The organism is Shinella lacus, assembly GCF_010994755.1.
In the GTDB taxonomy this organism is placed as follows: domain Bacteria; phylum Pseudomonadota; class Alphaproteobacteria; order Rhizobiales; family Rhizobiaceae; genus Shinella; species Shinella lacus.
In genome coordinates this window covers 45,688-64,634 of sequence record NZ_WHSB02000020.1, presented here as the reverse complement: position 1 = coordinate 64,634, position 18,947 = coordinate 45,688, and the positions used below count along the sequence as shown (strand labels likewise).

20 protein-coding genes are annotated in these 18,947 nt (G+C 63.9%); 3 read left to right on the top strand and 17 right to left on the bottom strand.

Annotated elements, in window-relative coordinates; genetic code table 11:
- Nucleotides 1-244 precede the first annotated feature (244 nt).
- From GB927_RS30935 to GB927_RS30925, 3 genes are all read left to right on the top strand, one after another.
- Nucleotides 245-1,405 (top strand): efflux RND transporter periplasmic adaptor subunit, encoded by a 1,161-nt coding sequence (locus GB927_RS30935; RefSeq protein ID WP_256121080.1) that lies wholly within the window; start codon nt 245-247, stop codon nt 1,403-1,405.
- Between the two features lie 123 nt (nt 1,406-1,528).
- Entirely contained in the window at nt 1,529-4,840 is a 3,312-nt protein-coding gene (locus GB927_RS30930; protein ID WP_256121079.1) for an efflux RND transporter permease subunit, read from the top strand.
- Between the two features lie 129 nt (nt 4,841-4,969).
- Entirely contained in the window at nt 4,970-5,653 is a 684-nt protein-coding gene (locus GB927_RS30925; protein ID WP_256121078.1) for a Crp/Fnr family transcriptional regulator, read from the top strand.
- Here GB927_RS30925 and ureG read toward each other — a convergent pair.
- From ureG to GB927_RS30840, 17 genes are all read right to left on the bottom strand, one after another.
- Nucleotides 5,650-6,261, bottom strand: coding sequence for an urease accessory protein UreG (gene ureG / locus GB927_RS30920; protein WP_256121077.1), 612 nt, complete (start codon nt 6,259-6,261; stop codon nt 5,650-5,652). The two genes, GB927_RS30925 and ureG, sit on opposite strands and share 4 nt — an antisense overlap.
- Nucleotides 6,262-6,292: 31 nt before the next feature.
- A complete protein-coding gene (locus GB927_RS30915; RefSeq protein ID WP_256121076.1) occupies nt 6,293-6,982 on the bottom strand; it encodes an urease accessory protein UreF in 690 nt (229 codons plus the stop codon).
- Nucleotides 6,954-7,424: an urease accessory protein UreE gene (gene ureE / locus GB927_RS30910; RefSeq protein WP_256121075.1), complete on the bottom strand. Its 471-nt coding sequence runs from the start codon at nt 7,422-7,424 to the stop codon at nt 6,954-6,956. Before ureE ends, GB927_RS30915 begins: the two co-directional genes overlap by 29 nt.
- Before the next feature lie 101 nt (nt 7,425-7,525).
- Complete coding sequence (locus GB927_RS30905) at nt 7,526-8,359, bottom strand: GGDEF domain-containing protein (protein ID WP_256121074.1); 834 nt, start codon at nt 8,357-8,359, stop codon at nt 7,526-7,528.
- A 93-nt stretch (nt 8,360-8,452) separates the two neighbouring features.
- Nucleotides 8,453-10,159, bottom strand: a complete 1,707-nt coding sequence (gene ureC, locus GB927_RS30900; RefSeq protein ID WP_256121073.1) for an urease subunit alpha — start codon at nt 10,157-10,159, stop codon at nt 8,453-8,455.
- 3 nt (nt 10,160-10,162) lie between these two features.
- Complete coding sequence (locus tag GB927_RS30895; RefSeq protein WP_256121072.1) at nt 10,163-10,807, bottom strand: Urease operon accessory protein; 645 nt, start codon at nt 10,805-10,807, stop codon at nt 10,163-10,165.
- A gap of 9 nt (nt 10,808-10,816) precedes the next feature.
- A complete protein-coding gene (locus GB927_RS30890) occupies nt 10,817-11,248 on the bottom strand; it encodes a lysozyme inhibitor LprI family protein (protein ID WP_256121071.1) in 432 nt (143 codons plus the stop codon).
- Between the two features lies 1 nt (nt 11,249).
- Nucleotides 11,250-11,555 carry an urease subunit beta gene (locus GB927_RS30885; protein WP_256121070.1) on the bottom strand — a complete coding sequence of 102 codons (306 nt, stop codon included), beginning with the start codon at nt 11,553-11,555 and terminating at the stop codon, nt 11,250-11,252.
- A 10-nt stretch (nt 11,556-11,565) separates the two neighbouring features.
- Nucleotides 11,566-11,820, bottom strand: a complete 255-nt coding sequence (locus GB927_RS30880) for a DUF1272 domain-containing protein (RefSeq protein WP_256121069.1) — start codon at nt 11,818-11,820, stop codon at nt 11,566-11,568.
- Nucleotides 11,821-11,824: 4 nt separating this feature from the next.
- A complete protein-coding gene (locus tag GB927_RS30875; protein WP_256121068.1) occupies nt 11,825-12,127 on the bottom strand; it encodes an urease subunit gamma in 303 nt (100 codons plus the stop codon).
- A gap of 115 nt (nt 12,128-12,242) precedes the next feature.
- Entirely contained in the window at nt 12,243-13,082 is an 840-nt protein-coding gene (locus GB927_RS30870; protein WP_256121067.1) for an urease accessory protein UreD, read from the bottom strand.
- Between the two features lie 152 nt (nt 13,083-13,234).
- Nucleotides 13,235-14,353: a branched-chain amino acid ABC transporter substrate-binding protein gene (locus GB927_RS30865; protein ID WP_256121066.1), complete on the bottom strand. Its 1,119-nt coding sequence runs from the start codon at nt 14,351-14,353 to the stop codon at nt 13,235-13,237.
- A 114-nt stretch (nt 14,354-14,467) separates the two neighbouring features.
- Nucleotides 14,468-14,812: a DUF6867 family protein gene (locus GB927_RS30860; protein ID WP_256121065.1), complete on the bottom strand. Its 345-nt coding sequence runs from the start codon at nt 14,810-14,812 to the stop codon at nt 14,468-14,470.
- Between the two features lie 21 nt (nt 14,813-14,833).
- The gene (locus GB927_RS30855) at nt 14,834-15,559 is read right to left on the bottom strand and encodes an ABC transporter ATP-binding protein (protein ID WP_256121064.1); all 726 of its coding nucleotides are present in this window, start codon (nt 15,557-15,559) and stop codon (nt 14,834-14,836) included.
- The gene (locus GB927_RS30850; protein WP_256121063.1) at nt 15,556-16,476 is read right to left on the bottom strand and encodes an ABC transporter ATP-binding protein; all 921 of its coding nucleotides are present in this window, start codon (nt 16,474-16,476) and stop codon (nt 15,556-15,558) included. The genes GB927_RS30855 and GB927_RS30850 overlap by 4 nt, the downstream gene beginning before the upstream one ends.
- Entirely contained in the window at nt 16,476-17,864 is a 1,389-nt protein-coding gene (gene livM, locus GB927_RS30845) for a high-affinity branched-chain amino acid ABC transporter permease LivM (protein ID WP_256121062.1), read from the bottom strand. Before livM ends, GB927_RS30850 begins: the two co-directional genes overlap by 1 nt.
- Nucleotides 17,865-17,867: 3 nt before the next feature.
- On the bottom strand, nt 17,868-18,770 hold the full coding sequence (locus GB927_RS30840; RefSeq protein WP_256121061.1) for a branched-chain amino acid ABC transporter permease: 903 nt from the start codon (nt 18,768-18,770) through the stop codon (nt 17,868-17,870).
- Nucleotides 18,771-18,947 lie beyond the last annotated feature (177 nt).

The following is an 18,947-nucleotide window of genomic DNA, read 5'->3' as shown; positions in this document are numbered from 1 at the left end:
AATGAGGCACCATTCCGTTACCTCTTGTAAGGGTGACGGACGCCGATTACATACACCCATCAGTTGGAACCTGGAGAGGCCGCCAAGCCGTTTCCGTGTCCGCCAATCTGCTCGGGAACAGCATAAGTCCGGCAAGAACTTAAAAAGAACGCCCGGACCTCGATCGTAAAGTCATGCTTTTGGGAAAGTTCGGCCTATGGCTTCTGGACACAGGAAAGTCCTCTTTTTATCCGTCGCCGCTTTCATGACGGTCCATCCGATTGTTCTATTCGCCGCCGATGCGGCAACGACCGACGCAGCCGCCGCCACGCAGGTGCAGAACTTGCCCGCGATCGTCGTCACCGCCGCTGAAACGCGCGAGGTCATCGACCGCGTCATTGCGACCGGCTCGGTGCAGGCGGTCGAGGAAGTCTATGTGACGCCGCTCGTCGACGGCCTTTCCATCCGCACGCTTGCGGCCGATGTCGGTGATACGATCGCCGCCGACGGCACGCTCGCAACGCTGAACGACGATGCGCTCGTGCTGGAAAAGAGCCAGACCGAAGCCTCCCTCGCCAAGGCGAAGGCCGCGTTGGCGCAGATCAAGGCGCAGCTCGTCGAGGCCAAGGCTAATTCCGACGAGGCCATCCGCGTGCGCGAGCGCGCCCAGAAACTCGTGAAGTCCGGCTCGCAGTCGCAGGCCGCCGCCGACCAGGCGCTGGCCGCGGCGGACGCGGCACTTGCCCGCGTCAACTCCGCCGAACAGGCGATCGCGGTCTCCGAAGCCGACATCACCGTGGCCCAATCCCAGATCGACGACATCGACCTGAGGCTTGCCCGCACGGCGGTGAAGTCGCCGGTCGCCGGCGTCGTCTCCGTTCGCACGGCAAAGATCGGCGCCATTGCCAGCGGCGGCGCCTCGCCGCTCTTCACGGTCATTCGTGATGGCGAGATCGAATTGAAAGCCGACGTCTCCGAAGACGGCATCCTCAAGCTGGCGCTCGGCCAGAAGGCGACGGTAACCCTCGCCGGCGGTGCTGCCAAGCTCACGGGCACGATCCGCCTCATCGAGCCGACGCTCAACCCGGACAGCCGTCTCGGCCGCGTCTATATCCGCTTCGACGAGCCCGGCAAGGCACGCGCCGGCATGTTTGCGAGCGCGGAGATCGTCGTCGAGCAGCGAGAGGGCGTCGTCCTGCCGCTCTCGGCCATCACGACGGCCGATGGCAAGACGGTGGCCCGCAAGGTCGAGGACGGTGTCGTCAAGCTGGTGCCGGTCGAGACCGGCATCCAGGACGGCCAGGTGATCGAGATCGTCAGCGGCCTTGCCGCCGGCGACGAGGTGGTCGCCAAGGCCGGCGCCTATGTTCGCGATGGCGATCGGGTCAATCCGGTGCATGCCGAACAGGCTTCGGCCACGAAATGACGTGAAGGCCCCGCTGACAGCGGGGGCAATGCCGGGCGTGGGGCGCCTGGTCATATACGGGCAAGCCGGAGTGGGGCCGGCAGCCTGAACAACGTCTGGTCTCTTATCGAGGACTTTGGGGACATGAACTTTTCAGCTTGGTCCATTCGCAATCCGATTGCGCCGCTGCTCGCCTTTTTCCTGCTGATGTTCGTCGGCATCCAATCCTTTTATGCGCTGCCCATCACGCGCTTCCCCAATATCGACGTGCCCGTCGTCGCCATCACGGTAAACCAGAGCGGTGCGGCCCCTGCGGAACTCGAATTGCAGGTCACCAAGGAGATCGAGGACGCGGTCGCCGGTATCGAAGGCGTCGACGACATTACCTCGACGGTCACAGACGGCAGCTCGGTCACTTCCGTTCTCTTCGAGATCGAAAAGCCGACGGACCAGGCGCTTCAGGACGTCAAGGACGCTATCGACCGCATCCGCAGCGACCTGCCGGCCTCGATCGAGGAACCGGTCGTCACCAAGATCGACGTGGAAGGCCAGGCGATCCAGACCTTCGCCGTCTCCTCGCCCAACATGACGCTGGAAGAGCTTTCCTGGTTCGTCGACGACAAGGTGAAGCGCGCGTTGCAGGGCCAGGCCGGCATCGGCAAGATCGACCGCTATGGCGGCGCCGACCGCGAGGTGCGCGTCGACCTTAACCCGGACAAGCTCGAATCCTTCGGCATCACCGCCGCCGATGTCAGCCGCCAGATCCGCAACATGAATGCCGACGTCGGCTCTGGCCGCGGCCAGATCGCCGGCGCCGAACAGGCGATCCGCGTGCTCGGCGATGCGCGCTCCGTCGAAAAGCTCAACAACACGATGGTGGCGCTGGCGAACGGCCGCTTCGTGCGGCTGTCGGAACTCGGCACCGTCACCGACACCTATGAGGAGCCGCGCTCCTTCTCGCGCTTCAACGGCAATCCGGTCGTGACCTTCGCCGTCTTCCGCTCCAAGGGCGCCAGCGAAGTGACGGTCGCCGAATCCGTCGCGAAATCGCTGGAGAAGGTGCGCACGCAATTCCCGGACGTCTCGATCCAGCTGGTCGACGACGCCGTCTACTTCACCTACGGCAACTATGAAGCCGCCCTCCATACGCTGATGGAAGGCGCGCTGCTCGCTGTCATCGTCGTGCTGCTCTTCCTGCGCAACTGGCGGGCAACGCTGATTTCCGCGGTGGCACTGCCGCTGTCGGCGATTCCCACCTTCTTCGTCATGGACCTGATGGGCTTCTCGCTGAACCTCGTCTCGTTCCTGGCGCTGACGCTCGCGACCGGCATTCTCGTTGACGACGCGATCGTGGAGATCGAGAACATCGCGCGCCACATCCGCATGGGCAAGACGCCCTACCGCGCCGCGATCGAAGCCGCCGACGAAATCGGCCTCGCCGTCATCGCGACGACCTTCACCATCATCGCCGTCTTCGTGCCGGTCTCCTTCATGCCGGGCATTCCGGGCCAGTATTTCATCCAGTTCGGCCTGACGGTGGCCGTCGCGGTGTTCTTCTCGCTCGTGGTGGCGCGCCTGATAACGCCCGTCATGGCGGCCTATCTCATGCGCTCCGGCGATGCCGACGGCCATGGCGAGGAGAAGGAAGGCATCTTCATGCGCGGCTACACCTGGCTCGTCAGCAAGACGACGAGCAAGTGGTACGCCCGCTATGCGACGCTGCTTGCCGCCATCGCCTTCCTCATCGGCTCGGTCATGCTGCTCGCCACCGTTCCCGGCAGCTTCCTGCCCCCGGAAGACGCCTCGCGCGTCGTGCTTTCCGTCGAACTGCCGCCGGATGCCATGCTGGAGGATACCGACCGCACGACCACGCAGATCTTCGAGCGGGTCAAGGGCATCAACGGCGTGGAAAGCGTCTTCGTGCTCGGTGGCTCCTCGCCGAAGGGCGACCTGGAGCTGCGACGCGCCTCGGTGACGGTCATCCTCCACAAGCTCGAACATTCGCTCGTCCATAAGCTGGTGAACGATGTTGCCGGCCGCATTCCGGTGATCGGTCCTTACCTGCCGAAGGTCGAGACGACAGGCCGCATCCGTCCGCAATGGGACATCGAGAAGGAACTCTTCGCGACGCTCCGCGAAATCCCGGACGTGCGCATCATCAAGCTCAACGATCGCGGCGAGCGCGACCTCGCGTTCAACCTGCTCTCCAACAACGAGGCGGACCTCAACAACACCGTCGCCGTGCTGGAATCCAAGCTGCGCGCCGACCCGGTTCTGTCGAATGTCAGCTCGGAAGGCTCGCTGCCGCGGCCGGAACTGCAGATCCGCCCGCGCGACGACCAGATGGCCCGCCTCGGCATCACGACGGCGCAGATCTCCGAAGTGGTGCGCGTCGCCACCATCGGCGATATCGACGCGCAGCTGAGCAAGGTCTCGCTCGACGACCGGCTGATCCCGATCCGCGTGCAGGTCGATCGCAGCTTCCGCACCGACCTTGCCGCCATCCGCAACCTGAAGGTCCAGGCGGCGAACGGCCAGGTCGTGCCGCTCTCCACCGTGGCGGACATCGATTATTCCGAAGGCCCGAGCTCGGTGAAACGGCATAACCGCAATCGCGTCGTGCAGATCGGGTCCGACCTTCAGCAAGGGGTAGCGCTCGATACGGCCAGTGCAAGGTTCAAGGAGATCGCCGCCAGCACCGACATGCCATCCACCGTGCAGTTCGCGGAAAGCGGCGACGCTGAAGTTCAGGCGGAAATGCAGCAGTCCTTCGGTAATGCCATGCTGCTCGGCGTGCTGCTCGTGCTGATGGTGCTGATCTTGCTGTTCAAGGACGTCATCCAGCCCTTCACCATCCTGTTCTCGCTGCCTCTTGCCATCGGCGGTGTAGCGGCGGGCCTGATCCTCACGCAGAACGCGCTCTCCATGCCCGTCCTCATCGGCATCCTGATGCTGATGGGCATCGTGACGAAGAACGCCATCCTGCTCGTGGATTTCGCGATCGAGATGATGCACCACGGCATGGACCGCGTGGAGGCGATGATCGAGGCCGGCCGCAAGCGTGCCCGCCCGATCGTCATGACCTCCATCGCCATGTCGGCCGGCATGCTGCCCTCCGCACTCGGCGTCGGCGAAGGCGGCTCGTTCCGCTCGCCGATGGCGATCGCGGTGATCGGCGGCATCATCGTCTCGACGGTGCTGTCGCTCGTCGTCGTGCCCTCGTTCTTCCTGATCATGGACGACGTCTCGCGCTTCCTCGGCTGGCTCTTCGGCCGCTTCGTCGGCAAGAAGGATGACGAGCTGCTGGCCATGGAGCCGGAGGCGCTGACCCGCCTTGCCGACCAGACCGCCCGCGACGTTTCGGACCTCGAAAAGCGCATCGAGACGCTGGAGAAGAAGAACGGCGACCGAAAACCGTTCAGCGTGGTGCACCACTCGGCACTCGCCGCGGAATGAAACAAACGGCCGGTGCGAAACCGGCCGTTTTTGTTTTGATTGATCGAAATCAAGTCGGACTTGCCTGCCCTCGCCTATCGTCTTGTCATCGAAGACCGAAGACGCCTGCGGGAGCATGGAGTGAGATCGATGAACAGGCTGATGAAACCCGGTGCACGGGAACGCGAAACCCTGCTGAATTCCGGCCTCCTGTCCGTGCTCGGCGTGGAAAGTGTTGCGGCGATGATGGAGATCGCGGCCATCGGCAACCTGCCGGCTCGCCAGATGCTGTTTCGCGAGGGCGAGCCCGCCGACATGCTGCATTGCGTGCTTTCGGGCTATATGCGCGTCTACAAGCTCGATCCGGACGGACGCGAAGCCGATGTCGAGCTCTACGGCCCGGGCGACCTCATCGGCGCGAGCGTCGTGCTCGATGGCGGGCGTTATGCCGCAACCGCCCAGGCGGCCGAACCCTCGCTGATCGCCCGCTTCGACCTGAGACGCGTGCGCGATATCGCGAACCGCCGACCGGACCTCGCCATCGCGCTCGTCAGCGCGCTTTCGGCGCAGCTTTCTCGAGCCTTCGCGAGCCTCGCCGACGACCGGCTGCACACCGCCCCGCAACGCGTGGCGCGCTACCTGCTCGCCCATTGCCCGGTGGAGGGCAAGCCCACGAGCTTCCGCCTGCCCTACCAGAAGAGCCTGCTTGCCGGAAAACTCGGGCTGGCACCCGAAGCGCTGTCGCGCGCCTTTTCCATGCTGCGCAGCCACGGCGTCAACGTACGCGGCCGCCTCGTCCATATCGGCGATCCGGAAGCTCTACGGCGGATCTAGAGCCCGCCCTGCACCCGCAAAAAGTCGACGATGCGCTCGACACCCTCGCCCCGCTTCATGTCGGAAAAGACGAAGGGGCGCGCGACACGCATGCGCCCCGCGTCCCGCTCCATCACGTCGAGATCGGCGCCGACATGCGGGGCCAGGTCCTTCTTGTTGATGACGAGCAGGTCCGAGCGGGTGATGCCCGGCCCGCCCTTGCGCGGGATTTCCTCGCCCTGGCAGACGGAAATCACATAGATCGTCAGGTCCGCCAGGTCCGGCGAGAAGGTGGCCGCCAGGTTGTCGCCACCGGATTCGATGAAGACCACGTCGAGATCGGGAAAACGCCGGTTGAGATCGGCGATGGCCTGGAGGTTGATCGAGGCGTCTTCGCGGATCGCCGTGTGCGGGCAGCCGCCCGTCTCGACGCCGACGATGCGCTCCGAGGGCAGCGCCTGCATGCGCACCAGCGCCTCCGCATCCTCCTTCGTATAGATATCGTTGGTGACGACGGCGACGGAATAGTGTTCGCGCATCGCCTTGCAGAGCTTTTCGGTGAGCGCCGTCTTGCCCGAGCCGACGGGGCCGCCGATACCGACGCGCAGGGGACCGTTCTTCGATGTCATTGCAAATCTCCGTCCTGAAAAATCTGCCGGCTCATGAGCGGAACAGCCGGACCGATAATGTCTCGTGCCGAAGGCTCGTGATATCGGCGCGGATGGTCGCCGAGCCGAGGTTGTCGAGCGTCGATGCCGATGCCGATGCTGCAAGCGCGACGATGCGCGCCTCCAGCCCCGCCAGCGTCGCCACCCCGTCGCGCTGGCCGATGACGCCGCAGCGGATGGCGACCGAGACGAGGTTCGAGACGACCGCATGCAGATAGGCTGCAAGCGCCGCCTCGGCCGTTATGCCATGCGCACCGGAAACGGCACCGACGGCAACCGGATAGGCCGCCCTGTCCAGCGCCTCCAGCACCGGATGCGGCCAGCTCGATGCTGCGGCAAGAAAGGCCTCGCCTTGCAACATCGTTTCGCGATGCCGCTCCGCCGAACCCGAAAGCGCCTCCGCCAGGGCCGCAACATCCGCCAGCCGCGCGTGATCGCCGGCAGCACGATGCGCCTCGGCAAACAGCACGGCGTCGTTCCAGAGGTTGCCATGCGCCAGAAGGCTCGCGAGCCAGTCGCGCAACGCTCCGGCATCAACGACATCGCCGGCGCTCACCGCCTGTTCCAGCCCGCCGGAATAGGAAAAGGCGCCGACCGGGAAGGCCGGCGACAGCCAGGTCATCAGCCGCACCAGCGCGACGGGCGATGCCGTCTCAGCCATGGTCGTGGTGGTGATGGCCATGTCCCGTGCCGTGATAGGCGCCGCGCAGCGGATGGAAGGGCTCCGACACCTCGCGCACCGACGCACCGAGCCCGACCAGCATGTCGCGGATGACGTGGTCGCGCAGGATGAGAATGCGGCCCTCCTCGAACTCCGCCGGCAGGTGGCGGTTGCCGAGATGCCAGGCAAGCTCGACGAGGTGCAGGCGGTCCCGCGGCGTCACCTCGTAGAGCGCTTCTTCCGCCGCGATCACCTCAATCACCTCGCCTGACTCGGCAAGCAGCAGGTCGCCATGGGAAAGCTGCACCGGCTCCTTCAGGTCGAGCATGACGACGTCGTCATGCTGCATGTGCAGGAGCTTGCGGCGCACATGGCGCTGGTCGTGCGACAACACGACGACATCGATGGGCGTGCGGTTTCCGCCGGTTCCGTGCGGCAGGATTTCCGTGGAGCGATAGGGCAAGAGGCGACCTCGGGCGTCGATGCATAGGACGGCGAGAAAAGCATGTTTGCCCGGCCAAGGAAACCATCGAAACGGCGACCTACGTCATTTGCCGTAGGTGTTTAGCGCCGGCGACCACCAGCCGCGACCCGGCGGCTCGGCTCCAGCAGGCCCTCGCCTTCGTCCTCGTGGATGGCCCGGTCGCGGCCGAGCGACTTGGCGAGGTAGAGCGCATGGTCCGCCGCCTCGAAGACCGCGTCGAACGGACGGCCCGCCGGCCGGTCGGCAATGCCGGCCGACATGGTGACGGCGACCATGCCATGGGCGGTCTCGACCCGGCGCGCGGCGACGGAGCGGCGTGCCTCCTCGACCAGCAGGCTGCAATCGCCGCGATCCTCGCCATGGATGAAGACGGCAAACTCCTCGCCGCCGAAACGGCCGACGAGATGGGTGGGCGCAAAAACCCGTTGCAGCTCCTCGGCGATGGCGACGATGACCTCGTCGCCCGCCGCATGGCCATAAACGTCATTGACCGCCTTGAAGCGGTCGACGTCGAACAGCACGAAGAAACCGTTAACGTTTGCCGCCACCATCTTCTCGGCGAAGGCGCGCCGGTTGAACAGGCCCGACAGCGGATCGAGCCGGCTCAGCCGCTCGAATTCCGCGCGCGACAGCGCCATTTCGTGGACGGCGGTGCCCAGCAGCCAGGCAAGCAGCGCCGAAACGCTCGCCGCGATCATCACCGTCGTGGAGGTGTTGAAACCGAGCGCTTCACTAAAGGGATAGGGAAAAAAGCTGAAATTCGTGAGGATTGCCGCAACCATAAGGTAGGTCGCGGTGGCAAGCGTGATCGCCACCAGAACGGTGTTCAGCACGAAAGTCGAAATGTCGGCCCGTGTCCGGAAGACACCGACCTCCCACTGGGCCCTCAGCCAAAGGGCCAGCCTGCCACGCATAAATCTCTCCATCTTGAACGGAAGGATATTACGCGACTTCCTTTCAGATTCGTCTAAAGCAGTCGGTACAAGTTTAACTGTCCCGTTTTGAGGCTAGAACAGGAAATAGCGCTGCGCCATCGGCAGCACGGTCGCGGGCTCGCAAGTGAGCAATTCTCCATCCGCCCTTACCTCGTAGGTCTCAGGATCCACCTCGATATGCGGCGTCAGGTCGTTGAGGATCATCGAGGCCTTGGAGATTTTTCGCGTGTTGCGCACCGGCAGCAGTTGCTTGGCGACGCCGAGGCGCTCGCGCAGGCCGAGATCGATCGCCGCCTGCGAGACGAAGGTGACGGAGGAATTGGTGCGCATCTTGCCGAAGGCGCCGAACATCGGCCGGTAATGCACCGGCTGCGGCGTCGGGATCGAGGCATTCGGATCGCCCATCGGCGCCATGGTGATCGTGCCGCCCAGAAGCACCATGTCCGGCTTCACGCCGAAGAAGGCCGGGTTCCACAAAACGAGGTCCGCCCGCTTGCCGATCTCGATGGAGCCGATCTCGTGGCTGAGGCCCTGGGCGATCGCCGGGTTGATCGTGTATTTCGCGATGTAGCGGCGGATGCGCAGGTTGTCGTTGTCGCCCGTCTCGCCAGCTAGCCTGCCGCGCTGGCGCTTCATCTTGTCGGCGGTCTGCCAGGTGCGGATCGCCACCTCCCCGACACGGCCCATCGCCTGGCTGTCGGAAGAGATGATCGAGAAGGCGCCGATATCGTGCAGGATGTCTTCGGCCGCAATCGTCTCCTTGCGGATGCGGCTTTCGGCAAAGGCGATGTCTTCCGGGATCGACGACGACAGGTGATGGCAGACCATCAGCATGTCGAGATGCTCGGCGATCGTGTTGACCGTGTAGGGCCGCGTCGGATTGGTCGAGGACGGGATGACGTTGGCGTGGCCGCAGACCTTGATGATATCCGGCGCATGGCCGCCGCCCGCCCCCTCCGTGTGGAACGCGTGGATGGTGCGGCCCTTGATGGCATCGATCGTATCCTCGACGAAGCCGCTTTCGTTCAGCGTGTCCGTGTGGATCATCACCTGCACATCGTATTCGTCGGCAACCGACAGGCAGCAATCGATCGCCGCCGGCGTCGTGCCCCAGTCCTCGTGCAGCTTCAGCGACGAGGCGCCGGCCTTTACCATCTCCTCGATGGGCGCGGGGAGCGAGGCATTGCCCTTGCCGGCAAGCGCGAGGTTCATCGGGAAGGCATCGAAGCTTTCGATCATGCGCTCGATATGCCACGCGCCCGTGCAGGTCGTCGCGAGCGTGCCATGCGCCGGGCCGGAGCCGCCGCCGAGCATTGTGGTGATGCCGCTTGCCAGCGCCTCGTCGATCTGCTGCGGGCAGATATAGTGGATGTGGGCGTCCATGCCGCCCGCCGTCAGGATTTTCCCCTCGCCGGCGATCACCTCCGTTGAGGGGCCGACGATGATGGTGACGCCCGGCTGCGTATCCGGATTGCCGGCCTTGCCGAGCCCGGCGATGCGGCCGTTCTTCAGGCCCACATCGGCCTTGAAGATGCCGCTGTGATCGATGATCAGCGCATTGGTGATGACGGTATCGACAGCGCCCTCGGCGCGCGTCGCCTGGCTCTGGCCCATGCCATCGCGAATGACCTTGCCGCCGCCGAACTTAACCTCGTCGCCATAGGTGGTGAAATCCTTCTCCACCTCGGCGAAGAGCTCGGTATCGGCAAGCCGCACCTTGTCGCCCGTGGTCGGGCCGAACATGTTGGCATAGGCGGCGCGGGACATTCTGTAGGACATGGTTCAGGTTCCCCGGGAGGCAGGTGTCGTGTTCTGGTGGTCGAGACGTGCAAGGCGGCCGGCGGCGATCTGCGCATCGGTCCAGCGCCGCTCTGCGGCAAAGGGATGCCATTCCCAGCCCTCATGGCCGAAGCCCGCGATCATGACGCGGTCACCCTCCCCGGCGATCGCGTCGAGCACATGAGCGATGACGATCAGGCCCGAACTCGGCACCACATAGGGCGGCGGATCGAATGCCGAAAGTGCCGCGTCGAGCGCCTGGTGGGTCGCGGCCGGAACGATGCTCAGCCGCCGGCCGGTGGCGCGGGCGAAGGTTTCGAAGCCGATCGTATAGTCGTCGCAGAAATCATCGAGGTCGGGATGGCTCATGGCAAGCGGCGCGCGCATGGCGGCGAACGTTTCCGAAGCCCGCACGCACCAGAATTCCCCCGCCTGCCGCACCGGTTCGCTCGTCTTCCAGCGCCCGCCGCCGAGCATGCCGAGCGCCGGGCGACCGGTGTTGCAGACGGCGACGACATCGGTCCTCTGCCCGCCGAGGCCCGCCGAGCGGCAATCGTTGAAGCGGATCACCAGGTCGGCGGCATCGATCGCCCCCGCCACCCCCTCGGGGATGCTGCCGTTTCCGACGATGGCGATGCTGCGCGACACCGGCGGCCCTCAGTTTTCCGATTCGTAGACGGTTTTCAGTTCCGCCGTGCGCTTCCGCGTGAGATCGGCAAGGCAGCCGGAAACCAGCATCGGCTCCATCGAACCGCCGCGCGCCGCAAAGCCGGCCAATTCGCACTGGCCGTCGCGATAGCCGATCCAGGCCCGCTGGGCGCGCTTCAGCGCATTGACGGCGCCGACATAGTGCTCGCCCATGTCCTTGGCCTGCACGTCCATCTCGCGCGCCGCATCCATCGCCTTCTTGTAGACGGCGTTCAGCTCCGTATCGGCGGTCTCGTAGTCGCGGTGCGCGCAGATATTCATGTCCATCTGCGTCATGGCGTTATCGCAGTCGACGTCCGGCTCGTTGTCCTGCGCGACCGCGAAGGTGGCCGGGACGAGGAGGAAGGCAGCGGCAAGAAGGGTCCGGAAATGCAACGCCATGTCAGAGTTTTCCCATCACACTCTGGCGGAAACCGTAGATCTCGCGCTTGCCGGTGAAGGGAATGAGGCGAACCGTGCGCGTCTGCCCCGGCTCGAAGCGCACCGCCGTGCCGGCGGGGATGTCGAGGCGCAGGCCGCGGGTCGCCTCGCGGTCGAAGGCGAGCCCGGCATTGGTTTCGTAGAAATGGTAGTGGCTGCCGACCTGGATCGGCCGGTCGCCCGTATTGGCGACGTCGAGCGTGGTCACCGGCAGGCCGGCATTGAGTTCGATGTCGCCGCTCGCGGCGATGATTTCACCCGGAATCATGGTCTTCCTCTCACGCGGCCTTTGCCGGCCCGCAGCCTTCGGCTTTCAGGACCCGCTTGGTGGATGCCGGATATTTTGCAAGCAGCGCCGCCGGCCGCACCGGACGGCGCGTGAAGTCGCCGCCGCAATTCGGGCAGGCGCCGCCAAGAACGCCCGTCACGCAATCGGCACAGAAGGTGCATTCGAAGGTGCAGATCATCGCGTCCGGGCTTTCCGGCGAAAGATCGCGGTCGCAGCATTCGCAGTTGGGCCTGAGGTCGAGCATGGTCCTACCGTATCGGTTCGTGCACGGTCACGAGCTTCGTGCCGTCGGGAAAGGTCGCTTCCACCTGGATGTCGTGGATCATCTCGGGGATGCCCTCCATCACTTGGTCGCGCGTCAGCACATGGGCGCCCGCCTCCATGAGGTCGGCGACGGAGCGGCCGTCGCGCGCACCCTCGACGACGAAATCGCTGATCAGCGCGATCGCCTCGGGATGATTGAGCTTCACGCCGCGCTCCAGCCGCCTGCGCGCCACGATCGCCGCCATGGCAATCAGCAGTTTGTCCTTTTCGCGGGGAGTGAGATTCATAGGCAGTCCATCGCTTGATTCCGATCGCGCCTACTATGCAAAGGTTTTGCGCGCGCGACATACGCAAAACAGGAAGGTGGCGCGCAGACGCAAATCCATAGGATTGCTTAGCGCGCTACAGAGTCCAGACTTTCGGCACGCTCGCGCCGTTACGCAAGTGCGAAATAAGCGGCAAGAGTTTTTTTCTCAGGGCAAAACCGTCGTCTGCCACCAGGCGTGCCACGAGCTTGTCCTGCCAATGGCTGACGCCGCCATCGGTTTCGCCCACAAGCCGGCGGAGCGGCTCCAGATGGGCCTCCGCCTCCGGCCCGCAAAAGAGCACGGTGGCGAAGGCGCGCGCGCCGGCCAGCACCGCGCGCTCGCCCGTCAGCGCCGCCACGTCGCCCGAAAGGCTCGCCTCCTCTGCATGGATCAGCTTTCCGGCGCGGCGAATGCGCCAGCGGTCACGGAGGAGCCCGGTCTCCATCTGCTCGCCCATCGCCTTGCGGCCGAGCAGGATGGCCTCGACCGCCAGGAAGCGAGCATCTTCCGCAAGGTCGACCTCCAGCCGGCGGGTGAGCGACGAGCGATCGAAGAGAATGGTTTCCTGCGGCAGCCAGTCCACCCGCGCGCCGGCGCCGACCTCGATGCGCGTCTCGACCGTCGCGGTGGAGGCGCTCGCCTTGTAGATCCGCTCGCAGGCCTGCGTCGTCGCCGTCAGGCGCGTGCCGGCGGCTGCCGAAAGATACCAGTCGATGCGGTCGCCGCCCGTCAGCCCGCCGGCCGTGTTGATGAGCACGGCCTCCATCGTTCCGTCGAAGGTCTTTGGAAGGCGGATTTTGGCGCAACCATCCTGATAGAGCACGTCGAGGCGCGTACCGGCGGCGGACGCTTTAGCGGCAAGCCGCCCCTGCCCGCGCGCCCGTTGCGGACGGGGCAAAGCGCCTTCCCCTTGCTGAACGGGTGGTTGTTCCATGGATGCTGTCATGCCGGCAGGTTCCCCGATGCGGCCCTCCGGCGCAAGCGCTTGCGCGTGCGGGCGGCCATAAAAAAGCCCGGCGCGAAGGCCGGGCTCGAAGCTGAAACGGTCGGGCGGCGTGCATGCGCCGCCCGTTCCGCGTGAGACGATTATTCGTTCTCGACGTAGGTGTACTTGCCGTCTTCACCCTTCTTCCAGGTGTAGAGGACGTAGTCCGGGCGGGTGATGTCGCCCTTTTCGTCGAAGCCGAGTTCGCCGATGGCGGTCTGGAACGGACCCTTCGACTTGATGGCTTCAGCAACAGCCTGCGGATCGATGCCACCGGCAGCCTTGGCGCCTTCAGCGATGACCTGAACGGCAGCATAAGCGTAGAGCGTGTAGGCTTCCGGCTCGAAGCCGGCTGCGCGGAACTTCTCGACGAGGTCCTTGGCAGCTGCGTTCTTGCGCGGATCCGGAGCGAAGGTCATCAGCGTGCCGTCAACGGCGTCGCCAGCGATGGAAGCCAGTTCGTTCGAGACGATACCGTCGCCCGAGATGAACTGAGCCTTCAGGCCCTGGTCGGCAGCCTGGCGCTCGATGAGGCCGAACTCGGTGTGCAGGCCGCCCCAATAGACGACGTTGACGCCGGCTTCCTTCATCTTGGCGATGAGAGCGGAGAAGTCCTTGTCGCCGACGTTGACGCCTTCATAGATCACTTCCGTGATGCCGGCTTCGTTCGTCGCCTTCTTGGTTTCGTCTGCGAGACCCTGGCCGTAAGGCGTCTTGTCGTGCAGAACGGCAACCTTGCCATCCTTGAAGTTTGCAGCGATGAAGGCACCGGCTACCGCGCCCTGCTGGTCGTCACGACCGCAGGTACGGAAGGTGTTCCACAGGCCGCGTTCCGTGTAGGTCGGGTTGGTGGACGCCGGCGAGATCTGCAGAACGCCGTTTTCAGCGTAGATTTCCGAAGCCGGGATGGAAACGCCCGAGTTGAAGTGGCCGACAACGAACTTCACGCCGTCAGCAACGAACTTGTTGGCAACGGAAACGCCCTGCTTCGGGTCGGAGACGTCGTCGCCGAGCACGATCTTGACCTGCTCGCCGTTGATGCCGCCAGCTGCGTTGATGTCGGCAGCAGCCTGCTCGGCACCCTTCTGGAGCTGTGCGCCGAAGGCAGCGTTCGGGCCGGTCAGCGGGCCGCCGACGCCGATCAGGATGTCGGCCCATGCGTTGCCGCTGAATGCGACCATTGCAGCCAAAGCAACAGCCGACAGGAGAGACTTCTTCATTGTGTTACTCCCAAAATTAAACGCGGGCTCGTTTTCAACCGGTCGCAACACCCGCATCATTGCGCCGATATGCTTTATCCCGCGGCCAAGAGCCGGTCGCGGAGTTCCCTCTGGTTATTTAGACTTCCATGAAAAGAGCGATGCTTTTTCATAGAGCCAGTAGTAGTTGTTGGTCATTTGCCGCGTGCGATAGTAGCGGTAACCGAGCGTAGCAAACAACAAAAGCACGGCGGTGTCCACGACATAGTACTGCACCGTCAGCATGCTGCCGTGGAACAGGGCGTGGTGGATGAAGCGGATGGCGACGCCGAGCAGAGCCACGTAGATCAGCAGCGTCGTATAGTTCTGCCAGTTCTCCGCAACGCTCTTGCCGGTGCGCCAGGCAGTCCAGCCGCCCATGATGACGGTGATGAACAGGAACTGCCAGATGGACGGTTCTTCGTAAAGAATTCCCTGCATTTTTTTCTCCTCTCGACCGCCCTAGTGGCGCCCGCCTTCAAGATAGGCGGCGCGCACTTCCGGATTGGCCAGAAGTTCCTTGCCCGAACCGCTCATCGTCACCTGGCCGTTGACCATCACATAGGCCCGGTTGGAGAGCTTGAGGGCGGCGAAGGCGTTCTGCTCGACGAGGAACACGGTCAGACCCTGCTCCTGGTTCAAGACCTTGATGGCGTCGAAGATCTGCTTGATGATCAGCGGCGCAAGCCCGAGCGACGGCTCGTCGAGAAGCAGGAGCTTCGGACGCGCCATCAGCGCACGGCCGATGGACAGCATCTGCTGCTCGCCGCCCGAAAGCGTGCCGCCGCGCTGGGCCTGGCGTTCCTTGAGGCGCGGGAAGAGCGTGAAGATCTTCTCCACGTCCTCGTTGAAGAACTTCAGATTGTCGAGGCTCGCGCCCATCTGAAGGTTTTCATAGACCGTCATGCGCGGGAAGATGCGGCGCCCTTCCGGCGATTGCGCGATGCGGCGACGCGCGATCAGATGCGTCGGCACGCGCGTGATGTCCTCGCCGTCGAAGGTGACCGTGCCGGTGCGCGCCTGCGGGCTGCCGCAGATCGTCATCATCAGCGTCGACTTGCCGGCGCCGTTCGCACCGATCAGGCTGACGATCTCGCCCCTCTTCACCTCGACATTGACACCGGCGAGCGCGCGGATATTGCCGTAGTAGGTTTCCACGCCCTGGACGCTGAGAAGCGTATCACTCATGCGTGCGACCCTCCCTGCGGGCCTTCGTTCTCGGCGATAACCTCGATCTCTTCAATCACCTCTTCGACCTCATCGTCTTCCACACCGAGATAGGCCGCGATAACCTTCGGATCGTTCTTCACATGGTCCGGCGTGCCATCGGAAATCTTCTGGCCATATTCGAGCACGACGACGTGGTCGGAGATTTCCATGACCACCGACATGTCGTGCTCGATGAGCAGGATCGACGTGCCGCTGTCTTTCCGGATCGAGCGCAGCAGCTCGTTGAGCGTCAGCGATTCACGCGGGTTGAGGCCCGCCGCCGGTTCGTCGAGGCACAGGAATTCCGGCCCCGTGCACATGGCCCGGGCGATTTCCAGGCGACGCTGCGCGCCGTAGGGCAGGTCGCCGGCCGGATCGTCGGCGCGATCGATGAGGTTCGCCTTTTCCAGCCAGTATTTGGCGATATCGACCGATTCGCCCGCGGCCTTCTTGTAGGTCGGGAAACCGAGCAGGCCGAGGATCGTATAGCCGGACGCCTTCATCAGCATGTTGTGCTGGGCGACGAGCAGGTTTTCCAGCACGGTCAGGCCCGAGAAGAGCCGGATGTTCTGGAAGGTGCGCGCCACCTTCGCATCACGATTGACCTCGAAGTCGGTCATGCGTTCCAGCAGGAATTCCTTGCCGCCCTTCTGGCGCATGGTGATCATGCCCATGGTCGGCTTGTAGAAGCCGGTCACGCAGTTGAAGACCGTGGTCTTGCCCGCGCCGTTCGGGCCGATCAGCGCGGTGATATCGCCGCGATGTGCCTCGAAGGAGAGGTCGTTGATGGCCATGAGGCCACCGAAGCGCATCGAGAGATGCTCGACTTTCAGGATGGGATCGTTCGTCATGGTCTTTGTCGCTGTATTCGTCGCCACGTTGGTCAGGGTCGCCATCAGCCGTGCCCTTCCTTGGTGAAGCTGCCGGAGACCGCCTTGCGTTCCTTGAGGAACGCGGTCGGCTCACGGCTTCCGACGAAGCCACGCGGCTTCCAGACCATGACCACCACCATCGCGATGCCGAAGATCAGCATGCGGTAGAGTTCCGGCGTGAAGTCCGGGCCGAAGACCGCCTTCAGGAAGGTCATTTCGCGCAGGAGCTCCGTGCCGCCGACCATCACCGCCGCAGCGATCGCGATGCCGACGAGCGAACCCATGCCGCCGAGAACCACGATGGCGAGGATGATCGCCGATTCGAGGAAGACGAAGCTTTCCGGCGAGACGAAGCCCTGGCGCACGGCGAAGAAGGAGCCGGCAAAACCGCCGAACATCGCGCCGATGGAAAAGGCCGTCAGCTTGGTCGTCACCGTGTTGATGCCCAGCGAGCGGCAGGCGATCTCGTCTTCACGCAGCGCTTCCCAGGCCCGGCCGATCGGCATGCGGCGCAGCTTGATCGTCACGTAGGCGGTCAGCAAAGCGAGGGCGAGGATGAGATAGAACAGGAAGATCTTGTAGTAGGCCGACGACATCGGCAGGTCGAAGGCCTTGGCGAAGTTGTTCGGCGCGCTGACGTCGAAGGACCAGATGCCGAAGACCGAGGCTTTCGGAATGCCGGAGACGCCGAAGGTGCCCTTGGTGACTTCCGTCCAGTTGATGAGCACCAGGCGGATGATTTCCCCGAAGGCGAGCGTCACGATGGCGAGATAGTCGCCCTTGAGGCGCAGCACCGGGAAGCCGAGGATCATGCCCCAGAAGGCGGCAAGGATGCCGGCGAGCGGCAGCAGCACCCAGAAGGAGAAGCCGAACTGCTGCGACAACAGCGCGTAGGAATAGGCGCCCACCGCATAGAAGGCGACATAGCCGAGGTCGAGCAGGCCGGCGAGGCCGACGACGATGTTCAGGCCCCAGGCGAGCATCACGTAGATGAGGATCTGGATGCCGAAATTGTCGACCCACTTCAGCGAGCCCTGCACGCCGAACAGCATGACCATCAGCGGCGGATAGACGAGCAGCGCGACGATCGCGATCTTCGAGAAGTTGCGCTTGAAGAAGCTGACTTCTTCATCCACGGGCCTGGCCGCGGCGCTCGCCTTGCGGGCTGCCGCCCAGGGCCGCAGATAGGCGACCGAGAGGAAGCGGCCGACGGCGGCGACGATCACGAAGATCGCCAGCAGCCCCCAGCGCTGGTTGATGACCAGCTCGTTGCGGATGTTCTGCGTGGTCTCGAGACCGACGAAGAGGACGAAGAGGCCGAGCGAGATGACGCCGGCATAAAAGCCCTCGCGCAGAGCCTGCGCCGTCAGGTTACCGCCGGCGCGCTCAGACGTGTTTGCAATGTTGGTCATGGATCAAACCTTCTCGACTTCCGGTCGTCCGAGAATACCGGACGGCTTGAAGATCAGGACGATGGCGAGGATGGAGAACGTCGCGACGTCCTTGTAGTCGATGGTGAAGTAGGCGGACCAAAGGCTCTCGATGAGACCGATGAGCAGGCCGCCGAGAACCGCGCCCGGAAGCGAGCCGATGCCGCCCAGAACCGCGGCCGTGAAGGCCTTGACGCCCGGAATGAAGCCGTCAGTGAAGACGGTCACGCCGTAATACATCAGGTACATGGTGCCGGCGACGGCCGCGAGCGAGGCGCCCATGATGAAGGTCACCGAGATCGTGCGGTCGACGTCGATGCCGAGCAGCGCCGCCATCTTGCGGTCCTGTTCGGTTGCGCGCTGCGCTCTACCCAGCGAGGTCTTGTTGACGATGTACCAGAAGGTCGTCAGCAGGATGACCGTCAGCACCATGATGATCAGCTGTTTCAGCGAGATCGAGATGCCGAAGACGTTGTAGACCGACGACACCAGCGGCGGGATCGGCTTGTTGCGCGGACCCTGCGTGACCTGGATGAAGTTCGACAGCGCGATCGACATGCCGATGGCGGTGATCAGCGGCGCCAAGCGGAACGAACCGCGCAGCGGCCGATAGGCCACCTTTTCGATCGTCCAGTTCCACAAGGACGCCGTCAGCATGGCCGCGGCGATCATCACCAGCAGCAGCAAAACGACCGGAAGGCCGGCAAAGACGCTGGTGAGGAGAAGGAAGACGATGAGAGCGGCAAACCCGCCCAGCATGAAGATATCGCCATGGGCGAAATTGATCATGCCGATGATGCCGTAAACCATGGTGTAGCCGATGGCTATCAATCCATAGATAGATCCAAGCGTCAGCCCATTGACGAGCTGCTGGACAAAATATTCCATTTGCAATCCCCCGGATGCGGTTCCTGATCGGCCACATCTCTTGTTCTTAACGCTCTTTTTTGAGCTTGTTAGACGAAGGGGATTCCATACCGCTTTCAATACAAAAGGGAAGCCCAAAAAGCCGGGATCGACAATTTCTTTAGCAAGAACGGTTAAATGACGCATTTAACGCCAGGG

Bases quoted from the DNA above. Each gene is read 5' to 3' on its own strand.
- GB927_RS30935 (WP_256121080.1), top strand. From the start codon at position 245: ATGACGGTCCATCCGATTGTTCTATTCGCCGCCGATGCGGCAACGACC.
- GB927_RS30870 (WP_256121067.1), bottom strand. From the start codon at position 13,082: ATGGAACAACCACCCGTTCAGCAAGGGGAAGGCGCTTTGCCCCGTCCG.
- GB927_RS30860 (WP_256121065.1), bottom strand. From the start codon at position 14,812: ATGCAGGGAATTCTTTACGAAGAACCGTCCATCTGGCAGTTCCTGTTC.
- ureC (WP_256121073.1), bottom strand. From the start codon at position 10,159: ATGTCCTACAGAATGTCCCGCGCCGCCTATGCCAACATGTTCGGCCCG.
- GB927_RS30850 (WP_256121063.1), bottom strand. From the start codon at position 16,476: ATGGCGACCCTGACCAACGTGGCGACGAATACAGCGACAAAGACCATG.
- GB927_RS30875 (WP_256121068.1), bottom strand. From the start codon at position 12,127: ATGAATCTCACTCCCCGCGAAAAGGACAAACTGCTGATTGCCATGGCG.
- GB927_RS30915 (WP_256121076.1), bottom strand. From the start codon at position 6,982: ATGGCCATCACCACCACGACCATGGCTGAGACGGCATCGCCCGTCGCG.
- GB927_RS30855 (WP_256121064.1), bottom strand. From the start codon at position 15,559: ATGAGTGATACGCTTCTCAGCGTCCAGGGCGTGGAAACCTACTACGGC.
- GB927_RS30890 (WP_256121071.1), bottom strand. From the start codon at position 11,248: ATGGCGTTGCATTTCCGGACCCTTCTTGCCGCTGCCTTCCTCCTCGTC.
- GB927_RS30905 (WP_256121074.1), bottom strand. From the start codon at position 8,359: ATGCGTGGCAGGCTGGCCCTTTGGCTGAGGGCCCAGTGGGAGGTCGGT.
- livM (WP_256121062.1), bottom strand. From the start codon at position 17,864: ATGACCAACATTGCAAACACGTCTGAGCGCGCCGGCGGTAACCTGACG.
- ureG (WP_256121077.1), bottom strand. From the start codon at position 6,261: ATGACATCGAAGAACGGTCCCCTGCGCGTCGGTATCGGCGGCCCCGTC.
- GB927_RS30865 (WP_256121066.1), bottom strand. From the start codon at position 14,353: ATGAAGAAGTCTCTCCTGTCGGCTGTTGCTTTGGCTGCAATGGTCGCA.
- GB927_RS30925 (WP_256121078.1), top strand. From the start codon at position 4,970: ATGAACAGGCTGATGAAACCCGGTGCACGGGAACGCGAAACCCTGCTG.
- GB927_RS30880 (WP_256121069.1), bottom strand. From the start codon at position 11,820: ATGCTCGACCTCAGGCCCAACTGCGAATGCTGCGACCGCGATCTTTCG.
- GB927_RS30930 (WP_256121079.1), top strand. From the start codon at position 1,529: ATGAACTTTTCAGCTTGGTCCATTCGCAATCCGATTGCGCCGCTGCTC.
- GB927_RS30885 (WP_256121070.1), bottom strand. From the start codon at position 11,555: ATGATTCCGGGTGAAATCATCGCCGCGAGCGGCGACATCGAACTCAAT.
- GB927_RS30840 (WP_256121061.1), bottom strand. From the start codon at position 18,770: ATGGAATATTTTGTCCAGCAGCTCGTCAATGGGCTGACGCTTGGATCT.